The sequence below is a fragment of the Allobosea psychrotolerans genome (genome assembly GCF_002917105.1).
Lineage (GTDB): Bacteria > Pseudomonadota > Alphaproteobacteria > Rhizobiales > Beijerinckiaceae > Allobosea > Allobosea psychrotolerans.
The window spans coordinates 154,970-178,082 of record NZ_PQFZ01000007.1; the positions used below are offsets into that span (position 1 = coordinate 154,970).

Sequence of the window (23,113 nt, forward strand, 5' to 3'; positions counted from 1 at the left end):
CGACATAAGAAACCACCCTGATCTGGAGGAGACAGAAGATGAAATCGCATTGGATCATCGCAGCCGCCCTGAGTGCCGGATTGACCGGCCAGGCGCTGGCGCAAGACAAGGTCAAGCTCGTCGATGTCGTCGAGCTGTCCGGCGCCGGCGCGACCGCCGGCACCAATTGGAAGAACGGTATCGACCTTGCCGTCGCCGACATCAACGCCAAGGGCGGCATTCTCGGCAAGCAGATCGAGATCGTCCATTACGACACGCAGACCAACCCCGGAAACACGCGCGCCGCCGTGCAGCGCGCCATCGACGAAGGCACCTATGCCGTGCTCGGCCCGGTCTTTTCCGGCCCGATCGGCGCCTCCATGCAGATCGCCCAGCGCGCAGAGATCGCCCAGCTCGTCGGCGGCGAGGCCGCCGGCCTGACCATGCAGGGCAATAAATACCTGTTCCGGACCTCGCTGAGCCAGACGGCCGCGATGCCGAAGATCGCGGCCTATCTCAAGAACACGGTCAAGGCCGCCTCCGTCGCCGTCGTCTGGGTCAACAATGACTTCGGCAAGGGTGGGCGCGACGCGATCCTTCCCGAACTGGAAAAGGCCGGCATCAAGGTCGCGGTCGATGTCGCCACCGAGCAGGGCCAGGCCGATTTCGCCGCCGATGCGATCAAGATCAAGAACGCCAATGCCGACGCCATCTTCGTCTATTTGAACGAGGAGGAGAGCGCCCGCTTCCTGCGCGCCGCCAAGCAGCAGGGCATCACCAAGCCGATGGTCGGCGAGACCACCCTGCTCGGCGCCAAGGTGATCGAGCTCGCGGGCGACGCCGCCAACGGCGTCAAGGGCCATGTCGGCCTCTCGATCGATGCGCCGATTCCGGCCTTCCAGGAATTCGGCAAGAAGTTCCAGGCGAAGTACAACTACGCCTCCGACCATAACGGCCTGAAGGGCTATATGGCCGTCTACATGGTCAAATGGGCGACCGAGAAGCAGAAGAAATTCGACAAGAAGGGCGTCGCCGACACGCTGCGCGGCGCAACGATCAAGCCCTCCGAGGAGCCCGGGATCCTGATCGAGACCACGATCGAGCAGAACGGCGATCTAGACCGCGAAAGCTTCCTTGCCGAGGTGATCAACGGCAAGCAGGTGATCAGCGCGACGCTGCCGAAGCTCAAGCCGTAAGCATCCGTCATTCTCGGGCGGCGCGAAGCGCCGACCCGAGAACCTCTTCGTCCAGAGATGGTCGGGTCAGGCCCGACCATGACGCTCCATCGCAGGGCACCAAGCCATGGCCGAATTCATCGCCTATCTCATCGCCGGTATCGCCACGGGCGCGATCTATGCGCTCGCAGCCATCGGCTTCACGCTGGTCTGGCAGACTTCGCAGACGATCAACTTCGCCCAGGGCGAATTCGTCATGCTGCCGGCCGTGCTCGTCCTGCTCGCGATCAAGCTCCTGGGCGCACCGATCTGGTTGGGCGCGCTGATCGGCATCGCTGCCTTCATCCTGGTCTTCGGCGTCGGCTTCAAGCTCACGGTGGTCGATCCGATGATCAAGCATGGCGTGCTGCCGCTCGCGATTACGACCATGGCGCTGTCGATCATCATGAAGGAAGGCGCCAAGGACGGCTTCTCGGCCGAGGCGCAGAACTTCCCCTCCTTCGTGCCCTCGCAGACCATCCAGGTCTTCGGCGCCTCGATCTCGCTGCAGCATCTGGCGATCATCGCGGTCGCCTTCGCGGTCATCGGCGCGCTGCAATGGTTCGTCGGCGGCACCAGGCTCGGCCGCCAGATGCAGGCGACGGCGCAGAACCCGACGGTCGCGCGCATCCTCGGCATCCCGGTCGAGCGCATGGTGCTGCTGACCTTCGTCATCAACGCCGCGCTTGCGGTCGTGGCCTCGGTGCTGATCTCGCCGATCTATCTGGCGAAATTCTCCAATGGCGAAGTCATCGGCCTGTTCGCCTTCATCGCGGCGATCGTCGGCGGCTTCAACCAGGTCCGCGGCGCGCTCGTCGGCGGGCTGATCGTCGGCATCGTCGACAGCATGGCCGCCGCCTATATCTCGACGCAGTACCGGCTTGCCGTGCCGCTCGTCCTGCTCGTCGTCATCATCCTGCTCAAGCCGGAAGGGCTGATGGGCCGCAAAGAGGAGCGCCGCGTATGACCGCGCCCGCAACGCATGAGAGCCTGCCGCAGCGCAGCCGCCTCTCCCTGCCCGCCTTCATCGACGGTTCGCTGCTCACGCTGGTGGCGGGCGCCGTCATCCTCTGGTTCGCCCCGGTCGGCATGGGGCGCTACGGCACCTATGTGCTCTCGCTCTGGCTGGTGATGAGCGTGGCGGTGATGGGGTTGAACCTGACGCTGGGCTATGCCGGCCTGAAGTCCCTCGCCCAAGCCGCCTTCATGGGGCTCGGGGCCTATGCCACCGCGATCCTGACCACGAAATACGGCGTCTCCTGGTATGCCGCCTTCGCGCTGTCGGGGCTGCTGACCTTCGCTGTCGGCCTCGTGCTCGGCTTCCCGGCGCTCAGGGTCAAGGCGCATTACCTCGCCTTCGTCACGCTCGCTTTCTCGACGCTGATCTGGCTGATCATGCGCAACGAGCAATGGCTTACCGGCGGCGTCTTCGGCATCGCCAACATCAACCGGCCGGAGTTCTTCGGCATCAAGCTGTTCGGCGCGCTCGAATTCCACCGCTTCGTCGTCGTCGTCACCTTCATCCTCGCGGTTCTGCTCTGGTGGATGATCCGCAGCCCCTGGGGCCGCGCCTTCACCGCCTTGCGCGAAAATCCGATCCGCGCCGCGAGCCTGGGCGTCGACACCCGCACCTACACCCTGCTCGCCTTCGCCATCGGCTCGGCCTATGCGGGCTTTGCGGGGGCGCTCTATGCGCCGCTGGTCGAGTTCATCGACCCCTCGCCCTTCTCGCTGTCGCAGAGTTTCTTCCTGCTGCTGATGGTGGTGGCGGGCGGCTCGGGCTACCTGCTCGGCCCCTTCATCGGCGCGCTGCTCGGCGTCGTGCTGCCGGAATGGCTGCGCTTTGCCGGTTCGCTCTATCTCATCATCTTCGCCACCATCGTCATGCTGCTGCTGATCGCCTGCCCGCAAGGGGTGAGCGGGCTGCTGGAACGCGGCTGGGCGAAGGTCAGCGGCAAGGCGGGAGCGCGCTCATGACCCAGGTTCTGGAAGTCACCAACCTGCACAAGGCTTTCGGCGGCATCAAGGCCGTCAACGGGGTCTCCTTCACGGTCAATGAAGGCGAGATCCTCGGCATCATCGGCCCCAATGGCTGCGGCAAGTCGACCCTGTTCAACTGCATCCTCGGCCAGCTCGAGCCGACCGAAGGCTCGGTCAGGCTCGACGGCCGCGACGTCACCAATCTGCGCCCTTCCGAGCTCAACCGGCGCGGCGTCAGCCGCACCTTCCAGCTCCTGCAGGTCTTCCCCGAGCTCTCGGTGCGCGAGAACCTGATCCTGGCCGGCCAGGAGCATGAGGGCTCGATGCTGTCGCGCTTCTTCGGGGCGCGCGATGCGGGGCTGTCCGGGAAGGCCGATCAGATGATCAGCTTCTTCAAGCTCGGCCATCTCATCGACGAGAAGGCGGGCGGGCTCTCCTACGGCCAGCAGAAGCTGCTCGACGCGGCGATGGCCTTCATGGCCGGCCCGCGCCTGGTGCTGCTCGACGAGCCGGCCGGCGGCGTCAACCTGACCATGCTGGGCGATCTCAAGGAGCGGCTGCGCGCCATCAACGCCGAACAGGGCGCGACCTTCGTGGTGATCGAGCACAACATGGATTTCGTGATGTCGCTGTGCTCGCGGGTGATCGTGCTGGCGGAAGGCAAGGTGCTGGCCGAGGGCACGCCGGCTGAGGTCAGGGCCAATCCGGCGGTCATCGAAGCCTATCTGGGGCATTGAGGAGAGCGTCATGAGCACACCCATCCTCGAACTCGACGGCGTGGTCGGCGGCTATGGCGCCATGACCATCCTGAACGGCACGACCTTCAAGATCCCGCGCGCAGCGATCACCACCGTGATTGGCCCCAACGGCGCCGGCAAATCGACCGTGTTCAAGGCGATCTTCGGCCTGCTTAGGGTGCGCGAGGGCCAGATCCGGCTGGAGGGTGCCGACATCACCAACTGGAACCAGCGCAAGCTGCTGGAAGCCGGGATCTGCTATGTGCCGCAGGGACGCAACATCTTCCCCGAGCTGTCGGTGCGCCACAATATCGAATTGGGCGCCGTCGCCGCCGGCTCCCACATCACCGACATGCCCAAGCGCCTGGAGGCCGCGCTCGACCGCTTTCCGGCCTTGCGGCGCAAGGCCGATAACCAGGCTTCGACACTCTCGGGCGGCGAGCAGAAGCAGCTCGAGATCGTGCGCGGTCTCCTGCTCGACCCCAAGCTCGTGCTGATCGACGAACCCTCGATCGGCCTCTCCCCGATGATGGTGCAGGAGACCTTCGGCATCCTGAAGGACCTGCGCGCCAAGGGGGTTACGATCCTGATGGTCGAGCAGAACGCCCGCTCGGCGCTGGAGATTTCCGATGAAGGGCTCGTGCTCGAACTCGGCCAGACCCGCATGCAGGGCCCGGCGGCCGAGATCCTCGCCGATCCGCGCGTCGGCCAGCTGTTCCTGGGCGGCGCCATGACGGAGGCGGCATGAGCGCCAAGCTGAACATCGCCCTCGTCGGCGCCGGGCTCATCGGGCGCGCCCATCTGCAGCGGCTCGACATATCCGCGGACTGCACCTGCGCTGCGATCTGCGATCCGACAGACGCAGCCAGGGCGCTCGCGGCGGAACGCGGCACGCCCTGGTTCGCCTCGCCCGAAGCGATGCTGGCCGCGATCACGCCCGATGGCGCGATCATCGCCACGCCCAATGTCCTGCATGTGCCGGGCGCCCTCGCCTGCCTTGAAGCCGGCGTCCCGGTGCTGGTCGAGAAGCCGCTGGCCGAGAGCGTGGCCTCGGCGCAGAGGCTGGTCGAGGCGCAGGCGCGCACCGGCATACCGGTCCTCGCCGGCCATCACCGCCGCCACAACCCGATCGTCAAGGCGGCGCGCAAGATCGTGCAGGACGGCGGCATCGGCCGGCTGGTCGCGATCAGCTCGCTGTTCCTGATCCGCAAGCCCGACGATTATTTCGACGTCGCCTGGCGGCGCGAGGCCGGGGGCGGCCCGGTGCTGATCAACCTGATCCACGACATCGACAATCTGCGCTTCATCTGCGGCGAGATCGACGCGGTGCAGGCGATGAATTCGAACGCCACGCGTGGCTTTGCCGTGGAGGACACGGCCGCCCTCACCTTCCGATTCACCAACGGCGCGCTCGGCACGGCGACCGTCTCCGACGCGACGCCCGCGCCCTGGAGCTGGGAGCTCACATCGGGCGAGAACAAGGCCTATCCCCAGCGCGACGGGCATTGCTACCTGATCGCCGGGAGCGAGGGTTCGCTGTCGCTGCCGAAGCTCGAACTCTGGCGCTATGAGGGCAAGCAGGGCTGGTGGGAGCCTTTGCTTCGGGAAAGCCGCGCGGTCGCGCCCGTCGAGCCCCTGGCCGAGCAGCTCCGGCATTTCTGCGCCGTCATCCGAGGCACCGAGCAGGCGATCACCGACGCCGCCGACGCCACCCGCACGCTTGCGGTCGTCGAGGCCATCGGTGAGGCTGCGCGGCACGGACATCTCGTCAGCATCGACCACCAGGCAAGGGCGCAAGCGGCATGAACCCGACCTCGATCGCGACCGTCTCGCTCAGCGGCGATCTCACGGAAAAGCTACAGGCCATCGCCGCGGCCGGGTTCGACGCGGTCGAGGTCTTCGAGAACGATTTCCTGACCTTCGACGGCAGCCCGCGCGATGTCGGCAAGATGATCGCCGATCTCGGCCTGACGATCTCGGCCTTTCAGCCCTTCCGCGATTTCGAGGGCATGCCCGAGCCTCTGCGGGCGCGAACCTTCGCCCGGGCCGAGCGCAAATTCGCGATCATGAACGAGCTCGGCGCCGAGCTGATGCTGATCTGCTCGAACGTCTCGCCGCAATCGCTCGGCGGCATCGACCGGGCGGCCACCGACCTGCGCGAACTCGGCGAGCTCGCGGCGAAATTCGGCGTGCGCGTCGGCTTCGAGGCGCTGGCCTGGGGGCGCCATGTCAATGATTATCGCGACGCCTGGGAGATCGTGCGCCGTGCCGATCACGAGCGCATCGGGCTGATCCTCGATTCCTTCCACACGCTGGCGCGCAAATCGCCGCTGGAGCCGATCGCCTCGATCCCCGGCGACCGCATCTTCCTCGTCCAGCTCGCAGATGCGCCCAGGCTCGACATGGATGTGCTGAGCTGGAGCCGGCATTTCCGCTGCTTTCCCGGCCAGGGCGACCTTGCCGTCGCCGATTTCGTCAGGGCGGTCGAGGCGACAGGCTATTCCGGGCCGCTCTCGCACGAGATCTTCAACGACCAGTTCCGGGCCGGCTCGGCCCGCCGGCTCGCGACCGACGGCATGCGCTCGCTGATCGCGCTCGCCGACCAGACCGCGCCGCATCTGCCGCCGCGCGCGCATGTCGAGGGGGTCGAGTTCCTCGAATTCGCGCTGGACGAGGATACGGCCGCCGATCTCGCGGCCCTGTTCGAGGCGCTGGGCTTCCGGCAGACCGGCACGCATCGCAGCAAGATGGTGACGCGCTGGAGCCAGGGCGGCATCAACCTCGTGCTCAACACCGAGAAGGACGGCTTCGCCCAGTCGCATGCGATCATGCATGGGCCCGGCGTCTGCGCGATCTGCCTGCGCGTCGACGATGTCGAGCAGACCATGGCCCGGGCGCGGGATTTGAAGATCACGGCCTTCGAGCAGCCCGTGGGCCCTGGCGAGATGCATATCCCCGCCATTCGCGGCGTCGGCGGCTCACTGATCTATTTCACCCAGGCCACAGGCGAACTCGCCCATATCTGGGAGAAGGATTTCGTCGCCAAGAACTTCATCGCCACCTCCGATGCCGCCGCTCCTGCGCCCGCCCTGCTGCAAAGCGTCGATCACATCTCCCAGTCGATGGACTATGAGGAGATGCTGTCCTGGCTCTTGTTCTACACCTCGCTCTTCCATCTCGAGCGCATCCCGCAAACCGCGATCGCCGATCCCGCCGGCCTCGTCGAGAGCCGCCCGATCGTCAGCGCCGACGGCTCATTGCGCTTCGTGCTCAACGGTTCGCAGGCGACGCGGACCCTGTCCTCCCGCTTCGTCTCCGAGCATTTCGGCTCGGGCGTGCAGCATATCGCCTTCAACGCGCCCGACATCTTCGCGGCGGTGACGGCGATGCGCGCGGCCGGCCTCTCCTTCCTGGACATCCCCGAGAACTACTACGAGGACCTGGAGGCGCGGTACGGGCTCGATCCGGATTTCATCGACGCCTTGCGCGAGCACCACATCCTCTATGACCGCGATGGCGAGGCCGAGTTCCTGCAGGTCTACACCCATGTCTTCGCACAGCGCTTCTTCTTCGAGATCGTCGAGCGGCGCGGCGGTTATGCCGGCTTCGGCGCGGTGAACGCAGCCGTCCGCCTCGCCTCCCAGGCAAGAGAGGCGCGGCCCGTGACGGTGCCGCGGCCGTTGAGGGAGGGGTGAGCGTCATCCCGCACGCGCTGCGGCGCGCAGTGCCGCCGCGCTGATGCGGGATCGCGTGACGCAGAAGGCGCGTTCTTCCGAAGGACGCAGAAGGCGCCTTCTTCCGAAGACGGTCCCGTGTCTGCGCCGCGGCATTCCATGCCGCAGCGCGCACGGGATGACAGCCCCTACCCCCGCAGCATCTGCATCGGTGCCGGATAGTAGCGGAAGCCGTCGCCGGCCTTGGCGAGGTTGCCGAAGCCCGGCCAGGCGAAGTGGTAGGACATCACCGGCGTCTTCTCGTCGGCCAGGATGGTGAGCAGCTTCACGCGCGATTCCACCGCCTGCTTCGGGTCGAAATCATAGGCGAATTCAAGCCGCGGCTTCTCGGTCAGCAGGATCGCGTGATGCGTCAGATCGCCGAGGAAGGCGAAGGATTTGCCTGAGGACGCCACCCTGAAGATATGGTGCCCCGGCGAGTGGCCGGGAGCCGCGATCGCCTGCACGCCCGGCAGGAATTCCTGACCGTCCTTGAAGAAGACGATGCGATCCTTGACCGGCCTGAGATTGGCGCGGGCATGCTCGCCGAAGGCCTTGAACGGCGTGCCGAGCCGGGCGTCGTCGAGCCAGAAATCATAATCGATCTGGCTGATATAGATCTGCGCATTCGGGAAATGCGGCTTGCCGTCCTGGGAGGAGATGCCGCCGATATGGTCGATATGGGCGTGGCTGATGACGATGGCGTCGATGTCCTCCGGCTTGATACCGGCTTCCGCCATGCTCTTCAGCAGGCGACCCGTGGTCGGGCCGAAGGCCTTGGAGAAGCCCATGCCGGTGTCGAACATGACGAGCCTGTCGCCGAAATTCACGATCGGGACGTTCTGCTCGAGGACGACATTGTCCTTGGCCAGGAAGTTGTTCTCCAGCATGCCGTAGACGGTTTCCTTGGGTACGCCGAGGAAGCTCGCGCCGGGATCGCCGAGCGGCAGAGGCCCGTCGGAAACGACCGTGACCTCGGCCGTGCCCAACATGAAGCGGTAGAAATATCCGGACTGGGTGTTGGACAAGGGCGCCTTGGCCAGGGCCGCGCCTGCGAAAGGCAAAGTGGCGCCCGCAGCAAGCGCGGCAGCACCGCCCAGAAATCCGCGGCGGCTGGCTTGGAGATGCATGGTCGTATCCTCGGACATTGCGCTTCCTCCTGAGTGAAACGGTTCCAGCGTTCCTGCTGGCATTCTTGTCGACGGAGAGCGGGCGGGCGACCTGGAACAGCCTTGTCGCAAGCCCATGCCTCACGCCGGAGGATGCACCTGCCCCAAGGGCGCGCCCAATACCTCTTCGCTCTATCCGGCATAAGCGAAAGCTGGGGCAGGAGACGTTCCCCTCGCGCGCAAACTGATTCAAGCGATCGCGCCAAACGCCTGGGATCGTTCGGACTTCAAGAATCGACCCGGGCGACACATGCCGTTGCGCCAGGCCCGCTCTGGCCATCCTCTGCGGGCGGCGCTACCAACGCCAGACGGGCCTCAGCGGCCGGTCAGGAACCGAGAAACCCAGCGATGGATTTGCGCCAGCTTCGCTATTTCACCGCAATCGTCGAACAGGGCTCGTTCTCGAAGGCCGCCACCAAGCTGCGCGTGGCGCAGCCGGCGCTGAGCCAGCATCTGCGCCATATGGAAGACGAGCTCGGCGTTGCGCTGCTGCATCGCGGCACGCGCGGCGTGCTGCCGACGGAGGCCGGCGAGCGACTCCTGCTCCGCGCCCGGGCGATCCTGGCGGAGTTCGCCGAATTGCGCGACAGCGTCCGGGGCGAGACCGCCGCGCCCGGCGGCGAGGTCCGCATCGGCCTGCCCGGCACGGTCAGCGAGCAGTTCAGCGTGCCCCTGATCCAGGCGGCGCGCGAGCGCTACCCGGCCGTGCGCATCCGCATCGCCGAGGCGATGAGCGGCTTCGTGCTCGATTGGCTGCGCCGGGGCGAGGTCGATCTCGCCGTGATCTATGCGATCTCGGATCCCAAGGGGCTCGGCATCCACCATATCCTGACCGAGGAGCTCTGCCTGTTCGGCCCGCCCGTGCTCGATGCGGTGAAGGCGCCGCCCGGCGGTACGGTGACGCTCGCCGAGGCGGCCGCTGTCGACCTCATCCTGCCCGGGATCGGCCACGGCCTGCGCGACCAGATCGACGAGGCGGCGCTCAGCGTCGGCGCCGCGATCCAGCCCGCGATCGAGATCGAATCCTATACGCAGATCAAGCGGCTGGCCGAGCGCGGCCTGGGCTACAGCATCCTGCCGCGCATGGCTGTCAGTGCGCAGGAGAAGGCCGGACTCTTCCAGACCTGGCGCATCGAGCAGCCCTCGCTCTACCGCAAGGTCTATCTCGCCTATTCGACCGAGCGGCCGATGCCGGCGGCGGCGCGCGCCATTGGTCAGCTATCCTGGGAGATCCTGCGCGGGCTCGTCAGCGACGAGAGCTGGACGGCGACGCTGGGCGAAGATGGCGATCCGCCCGCCTTATATGGCTGATCGCGTTTTCGTCTTTGACAGACGCCGGCGGCCGCCCGAATTTCACAATCAAGAGCCGAAGCCGTCATTGCGAGCGTAGCAAAGCAATCCAGAGCCGCATGCACTGGCCTCCTGGATTGCTTCGTCGCTACGCTCCTCGCAATGACGGAAGGTCGAACCGCAGGCCTGACACTGCAAAATCCGAGGAAACGTGCCTTGAAAATCCGTGCCGCCGTCCTGAACGCCAGCCCCGTCGCGGCGCCCTATGCGCTGAGCAAGCCGATGTCGATCGAGGAGGTCGAGCTCGCGCCGCCCGGCCCCGGTGAAGTCCTGGTCAAGGTGCGCGCGGCGGGCCTGTGTCACTCCGACCTCTCGGTGATCGACGGCAACCGCCCTCGCCCCGTCCCCATGGTGCTCGGCCATGAAGCGGCGGGCGAAGTGGTCGAGACCGGCCCCGGCGTGCAGGACCTCAAGCAGGGCGACCGCGTCATCATGGTCTTCGTGCCCTCCTGCGGGCATTGCGCGCCTTGCAGCGAAGGCCGCCCTGCCCTGTGCGAGCCCGGCAACGCCGCCAACGGCATTGGCGAGCTGATCGGCGGCGGGCGCAGGCTCTCCGCCAACGGCCGGCCTGTCCATCACCATGTCGGCGTCTCCGCCTTTGCCGAATATGCCGTGATCTCGCGCCATTCGCTGGTGAAGATCGAGGCCGACATCCCCCATGAGATCGCGGCCTTGTTCGGCTGTGCCGTGCTGACCGGTGTCGGGGCGGCGGTGAACACGGCAAAGATCCGCGCTGGCGAGACGGTCGCCGTCGTCGGCCTCGGCGGGGTCGGCCTGAGTGCGCTGATGGGGGCGGCAGCCTGCGGCGCCTCGCGCATCATCGCGGTCGATCTCTCAGAGGATAAGCTCGCAATCGCGCGCGAGCTTGGCGCGACCGATACGTTCAATGCCGGCGACCCCGGCGTGGTCGAGGCGATCCGCACTGCGACCAAAGGCGGCGTCGATCATGGGCTGGAGATGGCGGGCTCGGTCAAGGCGCTCGACCTCGCCTATCAGATCACCCGGCGCGGCGGCACGACAACCACCGCAGGCCTCGCCAATCCGGCGCATACGCTCTCGCTCGCGCCGGTCAGGCTCGTCGGCGAGGAGCGCACGCTGAAGGGCTCCTATGTGGGCTCCTGCATCCCCGTGCGCGACATCCCACGCTTCATCGAGCTTTACCTGCGCGGCAAGCTGCCGGTCGACAAGCTCCTGACCAGCACCAGCGGGCTCGACGGCATCAATGAGGGATTCGACGCGCTGAACGAGGGGCGCACGATCCGGCACGTCATCCGTATGTGAGCGGGTTGACGACCGGGGGCGGGCCGACCGGCACCTTGAGATGGTGCAGCCGCAAGGGCTGGCGCAGCAGATAGCCGCGCACGTCCCGCTCCGAGAGCGTCTCGAACCGGGCCAGCATCTTCTCCAGCGCCTCCCTGGCCCGGTTCCGGCGCGTCGCATCGATCCCGACGGCGCGCTCGATGAAGGCCGCGGCGTCGGCAAACGCCTCGACGCGGTCGTACTCCATGCACCGGCACTCGCTCAGGATGCCGCGTCGCCCGGCGCGGATGAGCGCATCCTGCGCGGCCTGGCGCACCGTCGTCTCGTCCTCGATCAGCCGCAGCGCATCGAAGAACGTGCCCTCGGACAAGGGCTCGATGACGACGACGCTGCCGCCCTTGCCGACGACGCGGGCCGCCTCTTCCAGAGCCGGCAGCATGTTGGGCACCGGCAGATGGTGCAGGCTGTTGAGGAAGATCGCGACATGGATGCTCGCGTCGTTGAAGGGCAACTGCTCGGCGCCGGCCTTCTGCACATGGGCTGTCGGCGCCGCACGGCGCGCCGCCTCCACCGCAGTCTCGTCGATATCGATCCCAGCGACGCGCGCACCGCGCTCGACGAGACCCTGCATGAGCTGGCCGCCACCGCAGCCGATGTCGAGCATCCGCCGCCCCTGCAATGGCGCGAAGAGGCTTTCGAGGATGTCGAGGGTATCGCCTGCGGGTCGATTCATGATTCTGGCGATGGTTGCTCTGACGGCGAGCCGGCGCAAGGTCGCGTTTTCCGACCCTTGCGCCGCCTTCCTCGCCGTTTAGTAGCTCTCGCCCTCGATCCGCAAGCAAAACGCTCTAGCCGTGCTTGTGCACGATCGTCTTGGTCACCGCGAACTCCTCCAGCGCGATGAAGCCCTTCTCGCGGCCATGGCCGCTCTTGCCGGTGCCGCCGAAAGGCAACTCGATGCCGCCGCCGGCGCCATAGCCGTTGATGAAGACCTGGCCGGCCCGGACGCGCCGCGAGACGCGCTGCTGGCGGCCGCCATCCCTGGTCCAGACGGCGGCGACGAGGCCGTAATCGGTCGCATTGGCCAGCTTGATGGCGTCCTCCTCATCCTCGAAGGAGAAGGCGGACAGCACCGGCCCGAAGACCTCCTCCTGCTCCAGCCGGTTGCCGCGCGGCACCTGGCCGAACAGGGTCGGCGTGACGTAGAAGCCGCCATTGGGCACGCCCTGGGCGATCTGCCCCTCGGCCAGCACCGGGATGCCCTGCTCGCGCGCCTGGTCGATGAAGCTCTGCACGCGGCCGCGCTGCTTGGCGTTGATCACCGGGCCGCAATCGAGATCCATCTCCGGCGTGCCGGCGCGCAGCTTCGAAAACTGCTTGGCGACCGCGCCGACGAACTCGTCATAGACGGTCTTCTGCACCAGCACGCGGCTGCCGGCCGAGCAGGTCTGCCCGGTGTTCTGGACGATGGCCTTGCAGACGATCGGCACCGCGGCATCGAAATCGGCGTCGTCGAAGACGATCTGGGGCGATTTGCCGCCGAGTTCGAGCGTGCAGGGGATCAGGTGGTCGGCGCAGGCGTGCTGCACCACCTTGCCGACCTCGGGCGAGCCGGTGAAGGACATGAAGGCGATGCCGGGATGCGAGCAGAGCGCCGCGCCGGCCTCATGGCCGCGCCCCGCGACGACGTTGATCGCGCCGTCGGGAAAGCCGACCTCGCTCGCGAGTTCGGCCAGGCGGAAGGCCGTGGCGCAGGCATCCTCGGCCGGCTTCAGCACGACCGCGTTGCCCATGGCGAGAGAAGCGGTGAGCGAGCGGCCGAACATCTGCGCCGGATAGTTCCAGGGCAGGATATGGCCGGTGACGCCATGCGGCTCATGCACCACGCTGACGCTGTAGCCGTTCAGGAACGGAATGACGTGGCCATGTACCTTGTCGGCAGCGCCGCCATAGAACTCGAAATAGCGGGCGGTCGCATCGATATCGGCCCTGGCCTGCGCCATCGGCTTGCCGGTGTCGCGCGCCTCGAGCCTGGCGAGCTCGTCGAAATGGTCCTGCAGCCTAAGCCCGAGCTTCGAGATCAATCGGCCGCGCTCGGCCGCCGTCAGCTTGCCCCAGGCGCCGTCGAAGGCAGCGTGGGCGGCCTTGACCGCGGCGTCGATGTCGGCGGCGTTGCCGCAGGCGATGCGGGCGAATTCCTCGCCCGTCGCGGGCGCCAGCTTGGCGATGGTTTCGCCCGTCTGGCCAGCGACATAGCGGCCGTTGATGAAGTGCTGATTCATGGGCGTTTCTCCGCTTTTTAACTCCAGCCCTCATCCTGAGGAGGCCGCGAAAGCGGCCGTCTCGAAGGATGCTCCAGGAGGCTCCTGAACCATCTGGAGCATCCTTCGAGACGCTGCTTCGCAGCTCCTCAGGATGAGGGCTTATGGGTGAAATCCTGGCTCAATGCATCCCCGCCGCCGCCAGCGAACTCGCCGCGAGCCCACCTTCGACTTCGGTGACCTCGCCGCGCTCGATCGCATAGGCGCGCTCGGCGAAATTGCGCAGCAGGCTGGGGTTGGATTCGGTAATCAGCAAGGCGATCTCGGGATGGCTGTCGCGCAGGGTGCGCAGGGCAGCGGCATAGCGGTTGGCCAGCACCGGGGCCAGCCCCTGAAACGGCTCGTCGAGCAGGATCACGCGGTTGCCGATCATCAGCGCACGCGCCAGCGCCGCCATCTTGCCCTGCCCGCCGGAGAGGCCCGCCGCGGGGCGATGGCGCAGATCCGCGAGCTCCGGCAGCACGGCATAGATGCCGTCGAGCCGCCGCGCGATCTCGGGTACGCCGAGCTTCATCACCTCGGCCGGCAGGCGGATGTTCTCCTCGATGGTGAAGGTCGAGAACAGGCGGCGATCTTCAGGCGCATAGCCTATGCCCAGCCGCGGCCGCTCATGCGGCTTCACATCCCGCAGCGGCCTGCCGTCAAAGGCGATCGCGCCTGCCGTGACCTTCATGAAGCCCATGATCGCGCGCAGCAGGCTGGTCTTGCCGGCGCCGTTGCGACCGATCAGGGCGACCGTCGCGCCCTCGGCCAGGGCGAAATCGACCTTGCGCAAGACCTGCACGCCCTCGATCTCGGCCGAGAGGCCCTTGATCTCCAGGATGTCCTTGGTGCGTGGCATGATCAGACGACCTCCCCGATCACGCTCTCGCGCACGTCCGGATGGCTCAGGATCTCCTCGGGCGAGCCCTCCAGCGCGATCCTGCCGCCGGACCAGACGGCGACGCGATTGGCGTAGCGCGCGACCACGTCCATGTCGTGCTCGACGAAGATCGCGGTGGTCGAGCGGGCGTCGAGGGCGCGGGTCAACGTGTCCATGACCTGGAACTTCTCATGGCTGGAGACGCCGCTGGTCGGCTCGTCCATGAAGATCAGCTTGGGCTCCAATGCGAGCGCGAGCGCGATGTCGATCAGCTTGCGCATGCCTTCGGGCAATTCGCGGACGATGCGGTGGCCGGTGTCCTTCAGCCCGACGATCTCGAGCAGCGCCCACATCTCATCGATTTTGGGATGCCTGGTGAGCTTGAGGAAAGGCGACCAGCTGCCCTCGCGGGCGCTCAGCGCCAGCAGCAGGTTCTCGATCACCGTGTTCTCGAGGAAGAGCTGCGGGATCTGGAAGGAACGGCCGATGCCGAGCCGGGTGATCGCGCGCGGCGAGAGCGCCGTGATATCCTGGCCCGCGAAGATGACCGTGCCCGACTGCGGCTTGATATAGCCGGTGCAGAGATTGATGAAGGTGGTCTTGCCGGCACCGTTTGGACCGATGATGGCGATGCGCTCATTGGCGCGGACCTGAAGGCTCGCGCCATTGGCGGCCTGCACGCCGCCGAAGCGCAGTTCGAGGTCGCGGGCTTCGAGGATGAACCCGCTCATCGCGCGGCCTCCCCGGAGGCGCGCCTGCGGCCCGCGATCAGCCCGTAGAGCCCGCTCGGCGCGAAGAAGATGATCACCAGCAGCATGATGCCGAGCACCGCGTGCCAGGTCTCGGGCGCATAGACGGCCGCATAGCCGCGGATGATCTGGAACATCAGCGCGCCCAGGAACGGGCCGGCGACGCCACCGACCCCGCCGAGGATGGCGATGAAGACGAACTCGCCCGAGCGCACCCAATAGGCCAGCTCCGGCGTGACATGGCCTGAGACCAGCGCGATGATCGCCCCGCCCAGCCCCGCCAGCAGGCCCGACAGGAGATAGGCGCCGTAGAGCACCTTGCGGCTGGAGACGCCGAGATATTCGAGCCTGGTCTCGTTCGACTTGATCGCCTCCAGCGCCTTGCCGCCGGACGATGCGAGATAGCGCGCCACGAAGAGCGCGGCGACCACAGCCAGCGCCAGGGTGATGTAGAACATCCAGAACTCGAAACTCTCGCGCTCCAGCGTCATCCCCAGAAGCGTCGGGCGCGGCACGCGCTTGCCGTCGGCCCCGCCGGTGATCGAGAACAGCTTCTCCAGGAGCGAGAAGAACACCATCGAGATGGCGAGGTTCAGCATGCCGAAGAAGATCGCCCGGTAGCGCACGATGAAGAGGCCGACCAGCGCCGCGACAAGTCCCGAGGCGGCGGTGGCGATCGGCACCAGCAGCAGGACTTCATGGCCGAGATGGGCGGCGGCCATGAAGGCGACGACATAGGCGCTGAAAGCGAAATAGAGCCCATGGCCGAAGGAGACCTGGCCGGCGCGCAGCAGCACGAGAATGCCGAGCGCTGCCAGGCCCTCGCAGAGCGCGACCGTCAGGATCACCGTCGACCAGGGCGAGAGCAGCGGAAAGGCGACGAGCGCGATCAGGAGCCCCGCGCCGATGAGATATTGGCGCGACATCAGACCTTCCTCGTCTGCACGGTGGTGAAGAGGCCTTCCGGCTTGATCAGCAGTACGGCGACCATGATGAGATAGGGGATCAGCACGTCGAATTCCGGCGCGAAATAGACCGCGGCCGAACGCCCGAGCCCGATCATCAGCGCAGCGACCGCCGCACCCTCGATGCGACCGAGCCCGGCCGTGGCCGCGACCGCGAAGGACAGCACGATCATGCCAGAACCGATGCCGGGCGTCAGCGAGGTCGTGGCCGAGGACAGCGCCCCGCCGAGCGCCGCCAGGCTCGCGCCGATGATGAAGGTGAAGAGGTAGATCCGGGTGGCGTCGATGCCCATCGCCATCGCCGCCTCGCGGTCCTGCGTCACCGCGACGATGGCGCGCCCGAAGCGCGTCCGACGCAGGAACCAGCGCAGGCCCAGCAGCACGACAAGCGCCACCAGCGGGATCAGGATGAGCTGATAGGAGGTGTAGAAGATGCCGAAGACCTCGACGGTGCCGAGCCAGTTCATCGGCGCGTTGGCGAAGAGCGGCTGCGTGCCGAAGACGACCTTCTGCGCGTCCTCGAGGATCATGAAGACGGCGAAGGTGACGAGGAGCTGCAGCACCTCCTCCTTGCCGTAGATGCGCCGCAGCAGCAGCGCCTCGACGGTGCCGCCGACGACCACGCCGACGAGAACGGCCGACACCAAGAACAGGGGGAAGGCCAGCCAGGTCGGCAGCCCCATCCCGGCCGCCGCCAGCACGGCCGAGGCCGCGACATAGGCGCCGATCGCGTAAAACGAGCCGTGGGCGACGTTGAGCACGCCGAGCACCCCGAAGATCAGCGACAGCCCGACCGCGACCAGGAAGATCAGCGAGCCATAGGCCAAGCCGTCGAGTGCGGCGAGAAGGATCATTTCTGGAGGCATTTAGGGATCGTTCTTGGGTTTTCGATTCAAGCTCTCGCCGTCTTTGCGAGGAGCAAAGCGACGAAGCAATCCAGGGGCGTCGAGCGAGACGTCTGGATTGCTTCGCGGAGCCTGTACTCGGGCTTGCCGAAGGCAAGACCCGGGTGCTCGCAATGACGGGAAGCGTTCAGAGCGAGGCCGTCACTTCACATAGTCAAACGTCTCGATCGACTTGTCCTTGACCAGCTCCGGCTTGACCTTGGCGAACCAGTCCAGCGACTTCTCGCCGAGCGGCGTGGTCACCAGCTTGCCGGGGTAGAGCGCGATCTTGTCATAGACCGCGAAGGGGTATTCCGGCACGCGCCTGGTCGTGCCGAGCATCTGGTCCTCCAGACCCTGATGGTCCGAGCGGATCGTGATCGTCCCCGTGAGCGACTTGAACTCCAGCCCCTCGAAGGCGGCGATCACCTGCTCCTTGCTCGGCCATTTGCCGCCCGCCGCGGCTGCGGCCTTCTCATAGGCCTTCACCAGACCGGTCACGGCCTGGTTCATGTGGAAGGTCGGATAGATCGGATAGGCGCCGGTCTTGGCCTTGTAGGCCTTCACGAAAGCCTGCATTTCGGCGGTGTTCTTGTATTTCGGGTGCAGGAAATAGTGGTCGCCGCGCGAGCCGACGATGACCCCCTCCGGCATGACCGCGCCGAGCCGCTCCATCGAGCTTTCCGCCAGCGGCAGCACGAAGGTCGACTGCTTCAGCAGCCCGCGCGCCGCCGCCTGCTGCACGAAGGTGTCGAGATCGCCGCCCCAGGAGGTCGAGATCACGACATCGGGCCGCAGCGCCGAGAGCCTGGTGATCTCGGTCGAGAAATCGGGCGCGCCGAATTTCGGGAAGAGCTCGGCGACGATCTTCACATCGGGCTTCAGTGCCTTGAGGCCGGCCTGGAGCAAGGCCCAGGATTCACGGCCCCAGGCATAGTCCTGGTTGACCACGGCCACCGTCTTGAAGTCGGGCTTCACCTTCATCAGGTAGAGCAGCGTCGCCATCATCTCGGCGCCGGCATGGCCTTGCGTGCGGACCGAGTATTTCCACTTGCCCTCTTCGAAGATGGTCTGGGTGCCGCAATCCCACATCACATTGACGACCTTGAGGTCCTCGGCGACGGGTGCGAGCGCATTGCAGGAGCCCGACGAGATCGCGCCCAGCATGATTTGCGCGCCCTGATCCTGCACGACGCGGCGATATTCCGAGATCAGCTGGTTGGTGCCGGCGCCCTCATCGACATAGACCGGCTTCACCGGCACGCCCAAAATGCCGCCCTTGGCGTTGATCTCCTCGAAGAACAGATCCGCCGCGGCCTTGCCGGGCACGCCGAACACCGAGGCCGGCCCCGACAGGAAGGTCGCGATGCCCACGACCAGTTCCTTCGGCTTCTCCTGCGCGGCGGCCGGCAACCCCAGCAGCGCCGTTGCCGCAAACAGCGCAGCCGCCAGCTTCGTCCTGACCATGTTTCTTCTCCCTGGATTCCTCATGGAACGCGCTCTTGGCGGCGCGCTGCCTGGGCCAAAGGGGCGCATGGGCGGGCGAAAGCCACAAGTAGGATAAAGCGATGAAGGCCATAGCGAGAACCTATAGAACGCCGCCGCCCGCCCGGATTTCGCTATGGTCCCCATCGCAAAACGCTATTTGACTTGGGAGCAGGCGCACGGCCCGTCTGTGCGTGAAATGGTCGACCTCCCTGTCGAGCCCTCATCCTGAGGAGCCGCGGAACGCGGCGTCTCGAAGGATGCTTCAGTACGCGCTGGAACATCCTTCGAGACGCAGTCTGCGACTGCTCCTCAGGATGAGGGCCGAGGGGCGGTCCAAGTGAAACAGTAAACTGGCTTGCGATGACGAATGCTCTCGATGGAATTCTGGTGGTGGCGCTGGAGCAGGCGGTCGCCGTGCCGACCGCAACCTGCAAGCTCGCCGATGCGGGGGCGCGCGTCATCAAGCTGGAGCGGGCCGAGGGCGATTTCGCGCGCGGCTATGACGACTACGCCCGCGGCCTCTCCTCCTATTTTGTCTGGATCAATCGCGGCAAGGAATCCTGCCGGGTCGACCTGAAGCAGCCCGACGACCGCGCAATGGTCGAGGCCATGCTGGCCGAAGCCGACGTCTTCATCCAGAATCTCGCGCCGGGCGCAACGACGCGCCTGGGCCTGGGCGCCACCGAACTGCGCCAGCGCTATCCCAGGCTGATCACCTGCGACATCTCCGGCTACGCGCCCGGCACGCCGCATCACAATCGCAAGGCCTATGACCTCCTGGTGCAGGCGGAATCGGGGCTTTCGGCCATCACTGGAACCGAGGATTCCGGACCCTCCCGCATCGGCGTCTCGATCGCCGACATCGCAACGGGACAGGCCGCCTATGCGGCGATCCTGGAAGCGCTGCTGCGGCGGGCGCGGACCGGCCAGGGCTCGGCGATCCAGCTCTCGCTGTTCGACACGCTCGGCGACTTGATGAACGTGCCTTACCTGACGCGCCGCTATGGCGGCATCGAGCCGCCGCGCGTCGGCCTCGCCCATCCCTCGATTGCGCCCTATGGCGTCTTCGCCACCGCCGACGGCAACATCCTGATCTCGATCCAGAGCGAGCGTGAATGGCAGATCCTGGCCCGCGACGTGCTCGGCAGCGAGGCGCTGGCGACGGAGCCGCGCTATGCCAGCAATGTGCTGCGGGTGCGCGAACGCAAGGCGCTCGACGCGGCGATCGGGGCGATCCTGGGCGCGCGGCCCTTCGCCGAGGTCGCCGCCGCGCTCGACCGCCACGCCATCGCCTATGGCACGGTCTCCAGCGTCGGTGACCTGATCACACATGTTGCGGCGACGACGCTCGCGGTGGAGACGCCGGCCGGCCCCGTCGAGGTGCTGGCGCCGCCGGTGATCGTCGATGGCGAGCGCGTCGCGATGCGGCGCGTGCCGGGGCTCGGCGAGCATGACGAGGCGTTGAGGGCCGAGTTCGGGGGCAGGCCATCGCCCGCCGGAACCTCTCCGTCATCCCGGACAAGCGGTGAAGCCGCGCCGATCCGGGATCCATCATAGGACGCCAACGCTCTACGATGGATCCCGGGTCCGCGCTTCGCTTGCCCGGGATGACGTCGAGAGCGAACGAAGGCGTGAGCAAGACGAGCCACGAAAACCATGCAGCAGACTTCAGATCACACCGATATCCGCGACGCCGTCGCGAAACTCTGCGCCGGCTTTCCCGGCGAATACTGGCGCAAACTCGATCGCGAGATGGCCTATCCGACGGAGTTCGTTGCTGCGCTGACGCAGAGCGGCTTCCTCTCGGCGCTGATCCCGGAGGAGTATGGCGGGGCGGGCCTTTCGCTCTCGGCCGCCACCGTGATCATGGAGGAGATCCAGCGCCAGGGCTGCAATGGCGCCGCCTGCCATGCGCAGATGTACATCATGGGCACGCTGCTCAGGCACGGCTCGCCCGAGCAGAAGCAGAGCTATCTGCCCAAGATCGCCTCGGGCGAGTTGCGCCTGCAGGCCTTCGGCGTCACCGAACCGACGAGCGGCACCGACACGACCTCGCTGCGCACAACGGCGCGGCGCGAGGGCGACCATTACGTCGTCAACGGCCAGAAGATCTGGACGAGCCGGGCGGCGCAATCGGACCTGATGCTATTGCTCGCCCGCACCACGCCGCGCGAGGAGGTCGCCAAGCGCACCGAAGGTCTCTCCGTCTTCGTGCTCGACATGCGCGAGGCCTTGAAGGCCGGCCTGACCATCGCGCCGATCCGCACGATGATGAACCACGCCACCACCGAGGTGTTTTTCGACAATGTCCGCGTGCCCGCGGAAAACCTGATCGGCGAGGAGGGCAAGGGTTTCCGCTACATCCTCTCCGGCATGAACGCCGAGCGCATCCTGATCGCCGCCGAATGCGTCGGCGACGCGAAATGGTTCATCGAGAAGGCCTCCGGCTACGGCAGGGAACGCCAGGTCTTCGGCCGGCCGATCGGCCAGAACCAGGGCGTCCAGTTCCCGATCGCCAGGGCCTACGCCAATATGCGCGCCGCCGAGCTGATGGTGCGCGAGGCGGTCAGGCTCTACGAGGCAGGCGAAAACTGCGGGGCGGAAGCCAATATGGCCAAGATGCTGGCGGCGGACGCCTCCTTCGAGGCGGCCAATGCCTGCATCCAGACCCATGGCGGCTTCGGCTTCGCCGAGGAATACGACATCGAGCGCAAATTCCGCGAGACGCGGCTCTACCAGGTCGCGCCGATCTCGACCAATCTGATCCTGTCCTATCTCGCCGAACATGTGCTGGGCATGCCCAGATCATACTGACAATTCTACCAGCGAGGCCGTCTGACGCGGCCTTCTGCGCTTCCGGTGCTAACGGACGAAAGTCCGTTCCGCTCCGGTTCTCGAAAACCACGCCAGCCGACTCACGCTGGCGAATTCTCAGGATGATCTGCCGTGGCCTTCGATATCGCGTCCTTGCGCTCATGGATCGGCAAGTCGATGGAGGCGTCCGACATCGTGACGCCGCGTCTCGTACAAAGCTTCACCGCGACCTTCGCGCCACATCTGGCGCCTTGTCCCGAGGGCGAGGCGCCGCTCGCCCTGCATTGGTGCCTCGCGCCGCCGATCTCGCCGATGAGCGCGATCGGCAGCGACGGCCATGCCGCCAAGGGCGAATTCCTGCCGCCCGTACCCTTGCCGCGCCGGATGTGGGCTGGCGGGACGATCGAGACGCTGGCTCCCTTGCGCGAAGGCGATTGGGTGACGCGCCGCTCCCGCATCGCCGATGTCAGCTTCAAGGAAGGCCGCACCGGGCCGCTCTGCTTTGTCGCGGTCGATCATGAGATCGTCACGGAGCGCGGCGTGGCGCTGCGCGAGCGCCACAACATCGTCTATCGCGAGGCGGCCAAGCCGGGCGATCCGGCCGCGCCAGCGCCAGCCCCAATCGAGCCGGAAGCCGCCGATCTCGTCTGGGAGGTCGAGTCGAGCCCGGTCTTCCTGTTCCGTTATTCCGCGATCACCTTCAACAGTCACCGCATCCATTACGATCACCCCTATGTCACGAGCGAGGAAGGCTATGCCGGCCTCGTCGTGCATGGGCCGATCCAGGCGACGCTGATGCTCAACATCATCGCGACGCTCTCGGGCGGCAAGCCGATCAAGTTCGCCTATCGCGGCGTCAGCCCGTTGATCGCCGGCGAGCCTTTCAAGGTGAAGGCCAGGCGGCTGCCCGACGGCGCGATCAAGGCCTGGACGGAGGGGGCGGATGGGCGCCTGCGCATGGAAGGCGTCAGTCGGGCGGGTTGAGGCGTTTCAGGACGGCGGAATGAAGGGCTGGGAGATCTCCTGGAACAGCGGCAGGGCTTCGTGCCGCGCTGCATGAGCGGCAAGCGCCGGATACTCAGCCCAGGAGACCAGCCCCGGATGCGCCTCGCCCAGAAAGCGCAGCGCGACCGCAACCGCGATATCGGCATGGCCGATTCCGCCGCCGAACCAGTATTCGCCATTCCTGCCGGCGCGATCGGTTTCGAGGGCGCCGAGAACGGCGAGGATCTGGATGCGGCACCTGTCGGCCCAGAGATCCGAAATCTCCCGGTGCAGCCGCTGCTCGTAGAACAGGCTGACGGCCTTGTCTGCGAGCCCCATGGCGAGCGCCGCGACCCTCACAGCGCGATGCCGGGCCGGTTCCTGCCGCGGAAACAGCGCCTGCCCGGCCGGCACGAGACTGTCGAGAAAATCGATCGCGCTCGGGCTGTCGACCAGCACCTCGCCATCGTCCAGCACCAGCGTCGGCACACGCGTCAGCGGGTTATAGCTGCGGATCTTGTCGGCGTCCGCGAAGACGGACAAGGGTCGGTGCTCGAAGGGCAGGCCATAGAGCTTCAACGCGATGGCGACGCGCCGCACGAAAGGGGAATCATACTGGCCGATCAGGATCATCGCGCGCCCTA

General features: G+C 66.5%; 21 protein-coding genes. 12 read left to right on the forward strand and 9 right to left on the reverse strand.

Annotated elements, in window-relative coordinates; all coding sequences use genetic code 11:
• The first annotated feature begins 38 nt into the window (after window positions 1-38).
• From CYD53_RS14265 to CYD53_RS14295, 7 genes are all read left to right on the forward strand, one after another.
• Window positions 39-1,175 carry an ABC transporter substrate-binding protein gene (locus tag CYD53_RS14265; RefSeq protein WP_103718753.1) on the forward strand — a complete coding sequence of 379 codons (1,137 nt, stop codon included), beginning with the start codon at window positions 39-41 and terminating at the stop codon, window positions 1,173-1,175.
• Between the two features lie 106 nt (window positions 1,176-1,281).
• Window positions 1,282-2,160 carry a branched-chain amino acid ABC transporter permease gene (locus CYD53_RS14270; RefSeq protein ID WP_103718754.1) on the forward strand — a complete coding sequence of 293 codons (879 nt, stop codon included), beginning with the start codon at window positions 1,282-1,284 and terminating at the stop codon, window positions 2,158-2,160.
• On the forward strand, window positions 2,157-3,170 hold the full coding sequence (locus CYD53_RS14275; RefSeq protein ID WP_103718755.1) for a branched-chain amino acid ABC transporter permease: 1,014 nt from the start codon (window positions 2,157-2,159) through the stop codon (window positions 3,168-3,170). Before CYD53_RS14270 ends, CYD53_RS14275 begins: the two co-directional genes overlap by 4 nt.
• The gene (locus tag CYD53_RS14280; RefSeq protein WP_103718756.1) at window positions 3,167-3,910 is read left to right on the forward strand and encodes an ABC transporter ATP-binding protein; all 744 of its coding nucleotides are present in this window, start codon (window positions 3,167-3,169) and stop codon (window positions 3,908-3,910) included. Before CYD53_RS14275 ends, CYD53_RS14280 begins: the two co-directional genes overlap by 4 nt.
• 10 nt (window positions 3,911-3,920) lie before the next feature.
• On the forward strand, window positions 3,921-4,658 hold the full coding sequence (locus CYD53_RS14285) for an ABC transporter ATP-binding protein (protein ID WP_103718757.1): 738 nt from the start codon (window positions 3,921-3,923) through the stop codon (window positions 4,656-4,658).
• Window positions 4,655-5,716 carry a Gfo/Idh/MocA family protein gene (locus CYD53_RS14290; RefSeq protein ID WP_103718758.1) on the forward strand — a complete coding sequence of 354 codons (1,062 nt, stop codon included), beginning with the start codon at window positions 4,655-4,657 and terminating at the stop codon, window positions 5,714-5,716. Before CYD53_RS14285 ends, CYD53_RS14290 begins: the two co-directional genes overlap by 4 nt.
• Window positions 5,713-7,605 carry a bifunctional sugar phosphate isomerase/epimerase/4-hydroxyphenylpyruvate dioxygenase family protein gene (locus CYD53_RS14295; protein WP_103718759.1) on the forward strand — a complete coding sequence of 631 codons (1,893 nt, stop codon included), beginning with the start codon at window positions 5,713-5,715 and terminating at the stop codon, window positions 7,603-7,605. The genes CYD53_RS14290 and CYD53_RS14295 overlap by 4 nt, the downstream gene beginning before the upstream one ends.
• A gap of 167 nt (window positions 7,606-7,772) precedes the next feature.
• Here CYD53_RS14295 and CYD53_RS14300 read toward each other — a convergent pair whose 3' ends face one another.
• Window positions 7,773-8,753: an MBL fold metallo-hydrolase gene (locus CYD53_RS14300; RefSeq protein ID WP_103718861.1), complete on the reverse strand. Its 981-nt coding sequence runs from the start codon at window positions 8,751-8,753 to the stop codon at window positions 7,773-7,775.
• Between the two features lie 387 nt (window positions 8,754-9,140).
• On the opposite strand from CYD53_RS14300, the gene CYD53_RS14305 reads away from it, so the two are divergent.
• Entirely contained in the window at window positions 9,141-10,103 is a 963-nt protein-coding gene (locus CYD53_RS14305; RefSeq protein ID WP_103718760.1) for a LysR family transcriptional regulator, read from the forward strand.
• A gap of 195 nt (window positions 10,104-10,298) precedes the next feature.
• Window positions 10,299-11,423: a zinc-dependent alcohol dehydrogenase family protein gene (locus tag CYD53_RS14310; protein ID WP_181011869.1), complete on the forward strand. Its 1,125-nt coding sequence runs from the start codon at window positions 10,299-10,301 to the stop codon at window positions 11,421-11,423.
• Here CYD53_RS14310 and CYD53_RS14315 read toward each other — a convergent pair.
• The 7 genes from CYD53_RS14315 to CYD53_RS14345 form a co-directional block, all read right to left on the reverse strand.
• The gene (locus CYD53_RS14315; RefSeq protein WP_103718762.1) at window positions 11,410-12,135 is read right to left on the reverse strand and encodes a class I SAM-dependent methyltransferase; all 726 of its coding nucleotides are present in this window, start codon (window positions 12,133-12,135) and stop codon (window positions 11,410-11,412) included. The two genes, CYD53_RS14310 and CYD53_RS14315, sit on opposite strands and share 14 nt — an antisense overlap.
• Window positions 12,136-12,250: 115 nt before the next feature.
• Window positions 12,251-13,684, reverse strand: a complete 1,434-nt coding sequence (locus CYD53_RS14320) for an aldehyde dehydrogenase family protein (protein ID WP_103718763.1) — start codon at window positions 13,682-13,684, stop codon at window positions 12,251-12,253.
• Between the two features lie 160 nt (window positions 13,685-13,844).
• Entirely contained in the window at window positions 13,845-14,564 is a 720-nt protein-coding gene (locus CYD53_RS14325; protein WP_210202342.1) for an ABC transporter ATP-binding protein, read from the reverse strand.
• A 2-nt stretch (window positions 14,565-14,566) separates the two neighbouring features.
• Complete coding sequence (locus CYD53_RS14330; RefSeq protein WP_103718764.1) at window positions 14,567-15,316, reverse strand: ABC transporter ATP-binding protein; 750 nt, start codon at window positions 15,314-15,316, stop codon at window positions 14,567-14,569.
• Window positions 15,313-16,260 carry a branched-chain amino acid ABC transporter permease gene (locus tag CYD53_RS14335; RefSeq protein WP_103718765.1) on the reverse strand — a complete coding sequence of 316 codons (948 nt, stop codon included), beginning with the start codon at window positions 16,258-16,260 and terminating at the stop codon, window positions 15,313-15,315. Before CYD53_RS14335 ends, CYD53_RS14330 begins: the two co-directional genes overlap by 4 nt.
• On the reverse strand, window positions 16,260-17,165 hold the full coding sequence (locus CYD53_RS14340) for a branched-chain amino acid ABC transporter permease (RefSeq protein ID WP_103718766.1): 906 nt from the start codon (window positions 17,163-17,165) through the stop codon (window positions 16,260-16,262). The genes CYD53_RS14335 and CYD53_RS14340 overlap by 1 nt, the downstream gene beginning before the upstream one ends.
• Before the next feature lie 180 nt (window positions 17,166-17,345).
• Complete coding sequence (locus tag CYD53_RS14345) at window positions 17,346-18,650, reverse strand: ABC transporter substrate-binding protein (protein WP_103718767.1); 1,305 nt, start codon at window positions 18,648-18,650, stop codon at window positions 17,346-17,348.
• Window positions 18,651-19,031: 381 nt separating this feature from the next.
• Here CYD53_RS14345 and CYD53_RS14350 point away from each other — a divergent pair, with 381 nt between their 5' ends.
• The 3 genes from CYD53_RS14350 (at window position 19,032) to CYD53_RS14360 (ending at window position 22,469) form a co-directional block, all read left to right on the forward strand.
• Window positions 19,032-20,228 carry a CaiB/BaiF CoA transferase family protein gene (locus CYD53_RS14350; protein ID WP_103718768.1) on the forward strand — a complete coding sequence of 399 codons (1,197 nt, stop codon included), beginning with the start codon at window positions 19,032-19,034 and terminating at the stop codon, window positions 20,226-20,228.
• Between the two features lie 99 nt (window positions 20,229-20,327).
• A complete protein-coding gene (locus CYD53_RS14355) occupies window positions 20,328-21,485 on the forward strand; it encodes an acyl-CoA dehydrogenase family protein (protein ID WP_103718770.1) in 1,158 nt (385 codons plus the stop codon).
• 177 nt (window positions 21,486-21,662) lie between these two features.
• Complete coding sequence (locus tag CYD53_RS14360) at window positions 21,663-22,469, forward strand: HTD2 family dehydratase (protein ID WP_103718863.1); 807 nt, start codon at window positions 21,663-21,665, stop codon at window positions 22,467-22,469.
• Between the two features lie 6 nt (window positions 22,470-22,475).
• Here the strand turns inward: CYD53_RS14360 and CYD53_RS14365 are convergent, their stop codons facing one another.
• Complete coding sequence (locus CYD53_RS14365; protein ID WP_103718772.1) at window positions 22,476-23,102, reverse strand: glutathione S-transferase family protein; 627 nt, start codon at window positions 23,100-23,102, stop codon at window positions 22,476-22,478.
• Between the last annotated feature and the right edge of the window lie 11 nt (window positions 23,103-23,113).

What these genes read in the sequence shown, in the direction of transcription:
- CYD53_RS14265 (WP_103718753.1), top strand. Translation starts at nt 39, where the DNA reads ATGAAATCGCATTGGATCATCGCAGCCGCCCTGAGTGCCGGATTGACC.
- CYD53_RS14270 (WP_103718754.1), top strand. Translation starts at nt 1,282, where the DNA reads ATGGCCGAATTCATCGCCTATCTCATCGCCGGTATCGCCACGGGCGCG.
- CYD53_RS14275 (WP_103718755.1), top strand. Translation starts at nt 2,157, where the DNA reads ATGACCGCGCCCGCAACGCATGAGAGCCTGCCGCAGCGCAGCCGCCTC.
- CYD53_RS14280 (WP_103718756.1), top strand. Translation starts at nt 3,167, where the DNA reads ATGACCCAGGTTCTGGAAGTCACCAACCTGCACAAGGCTTTCGGCGGC.
- CYD53_RS14285 (WP_103718757.1), top strand. Translation starts at nt 3,921, where the DNA reads ATGAGCACACCCATCCTCGAACTCGACGGCGTGGTCGGCGGCTATGGC.
- CYD53_RS14290 (WP_103718758.1), top strand. Translation starts at nt 4,655, where the DNA reads ATGAGCGCCAAGCTGAACATCGCCCTCGTCGGCGCCGGGCTCATCGGG.
- CYD53_RS14295 (WP_103718759.1), top strand. Translation starts at nt 5,713, where the DNA reads ATGAACCCGACCTCGATCGCGACCGTCTCGCTCAGCGGCGATCTCACG.
- CYD53_RS14300 (WP_103718861.1), bottom strand. Translation starts at nt 8,753, where the DNA reads ATGCATCTCCAAGCCAGCCGCCGCGGATTTCTGGGCGGTGCTGCCGCG.
- CYD53_RS14305 (WP_103718760.1), top strand. Translation starts at nt 9,141, where the DNA reads ATGGATTTGCGCCAGCTTCGCTATTTCACCGCAATCGTCGAACAGGGC.
- CYD53_RS14315 (WP_103718762.1), bottom strand. Translation starts at nt 12,135, where the DNA reads ATGAATCGACCCGCAGGCGATACCCTCGACATCCTCGAAAGCCTCTTC.
- CYD53_RS14320 (WP_103718763.1), bottom strand. Translation starts at nt 13,684, where the DNA reads ATGAATCAGCACTTCATCAACGGCCGCTATGTCGCTGGCCAGACGGGC.
- CYD53_RS14325 (WP_210202342.1), bottom strand. Translation starts at nt 14,564, where the DNA reads ATGCCACGCACCAAGGACATCCTGGAGATCAAGGGCCTCTCGGCCGAG.
- CYD53_RS14330 (WP_103718764.1), bottom strand. Translation starts at nt 15,316, where the DNA reads ATGAGCGGGTTCATCCTCGAAGCCCGCGACCTCGAACTGCGCTTCGGC.
- CYD53_RS14335 (WP_103718765.1), bottom strand. Translation starts at nt 16,260, where the DNA reads ATGTCGCGCCAATATCTCATCGGCGCGGGGCTCCTGATCGCGCTCGTC.
- CYD53_RS14340 (WP_103718766.1), bottom strand. Translation starts at nt 17,165, where the DNA reads ATGCCTCCAGAAATGATCCTTCTCGCCGCACTCGACGGCTTGGCCTAT.
- CYD53_RS14345 (WP_103718767.1), bottom strand. Translation starts at nt 18,650, where the DNA reads ATGGTCAGGACGAAGCTGGCGGCTGCGCTGTTTGCGGCAACGGCGCTG.
- CYD53_RS14350 (WP_103718768.1), top strand. Translation starts at nt 19,032, where the DNA reads ATGACGAATGCTCTCGATGGAATTCTGGTGGTGGCGCTGGAGCAGGCG.
- CYD53_RS14355 (WP_103718770.1), top strand. Translation starts at nt 20,328, where the DNA reads ATGCAGCAGACTTCAGATCACACCGATATCCGCGACGCCGTCGCGAAA.
- CYD53_RS14360 (WP_103718863.1), top strand. Translation starts at nt 21,663, where the DNA reads ATGGAGGCGTCCGACATCGTGACGCCGCGTCTCGTACAAAGCTTCACC.
- CYD53_RS14365 (WP_103718772.1), bottom strand. Translation starts at nt 23,102, where the DNA reads ATGATCCTGATCGGCCAGTATGATTCCCCTTTCGTGCGGCGCGTCGCC.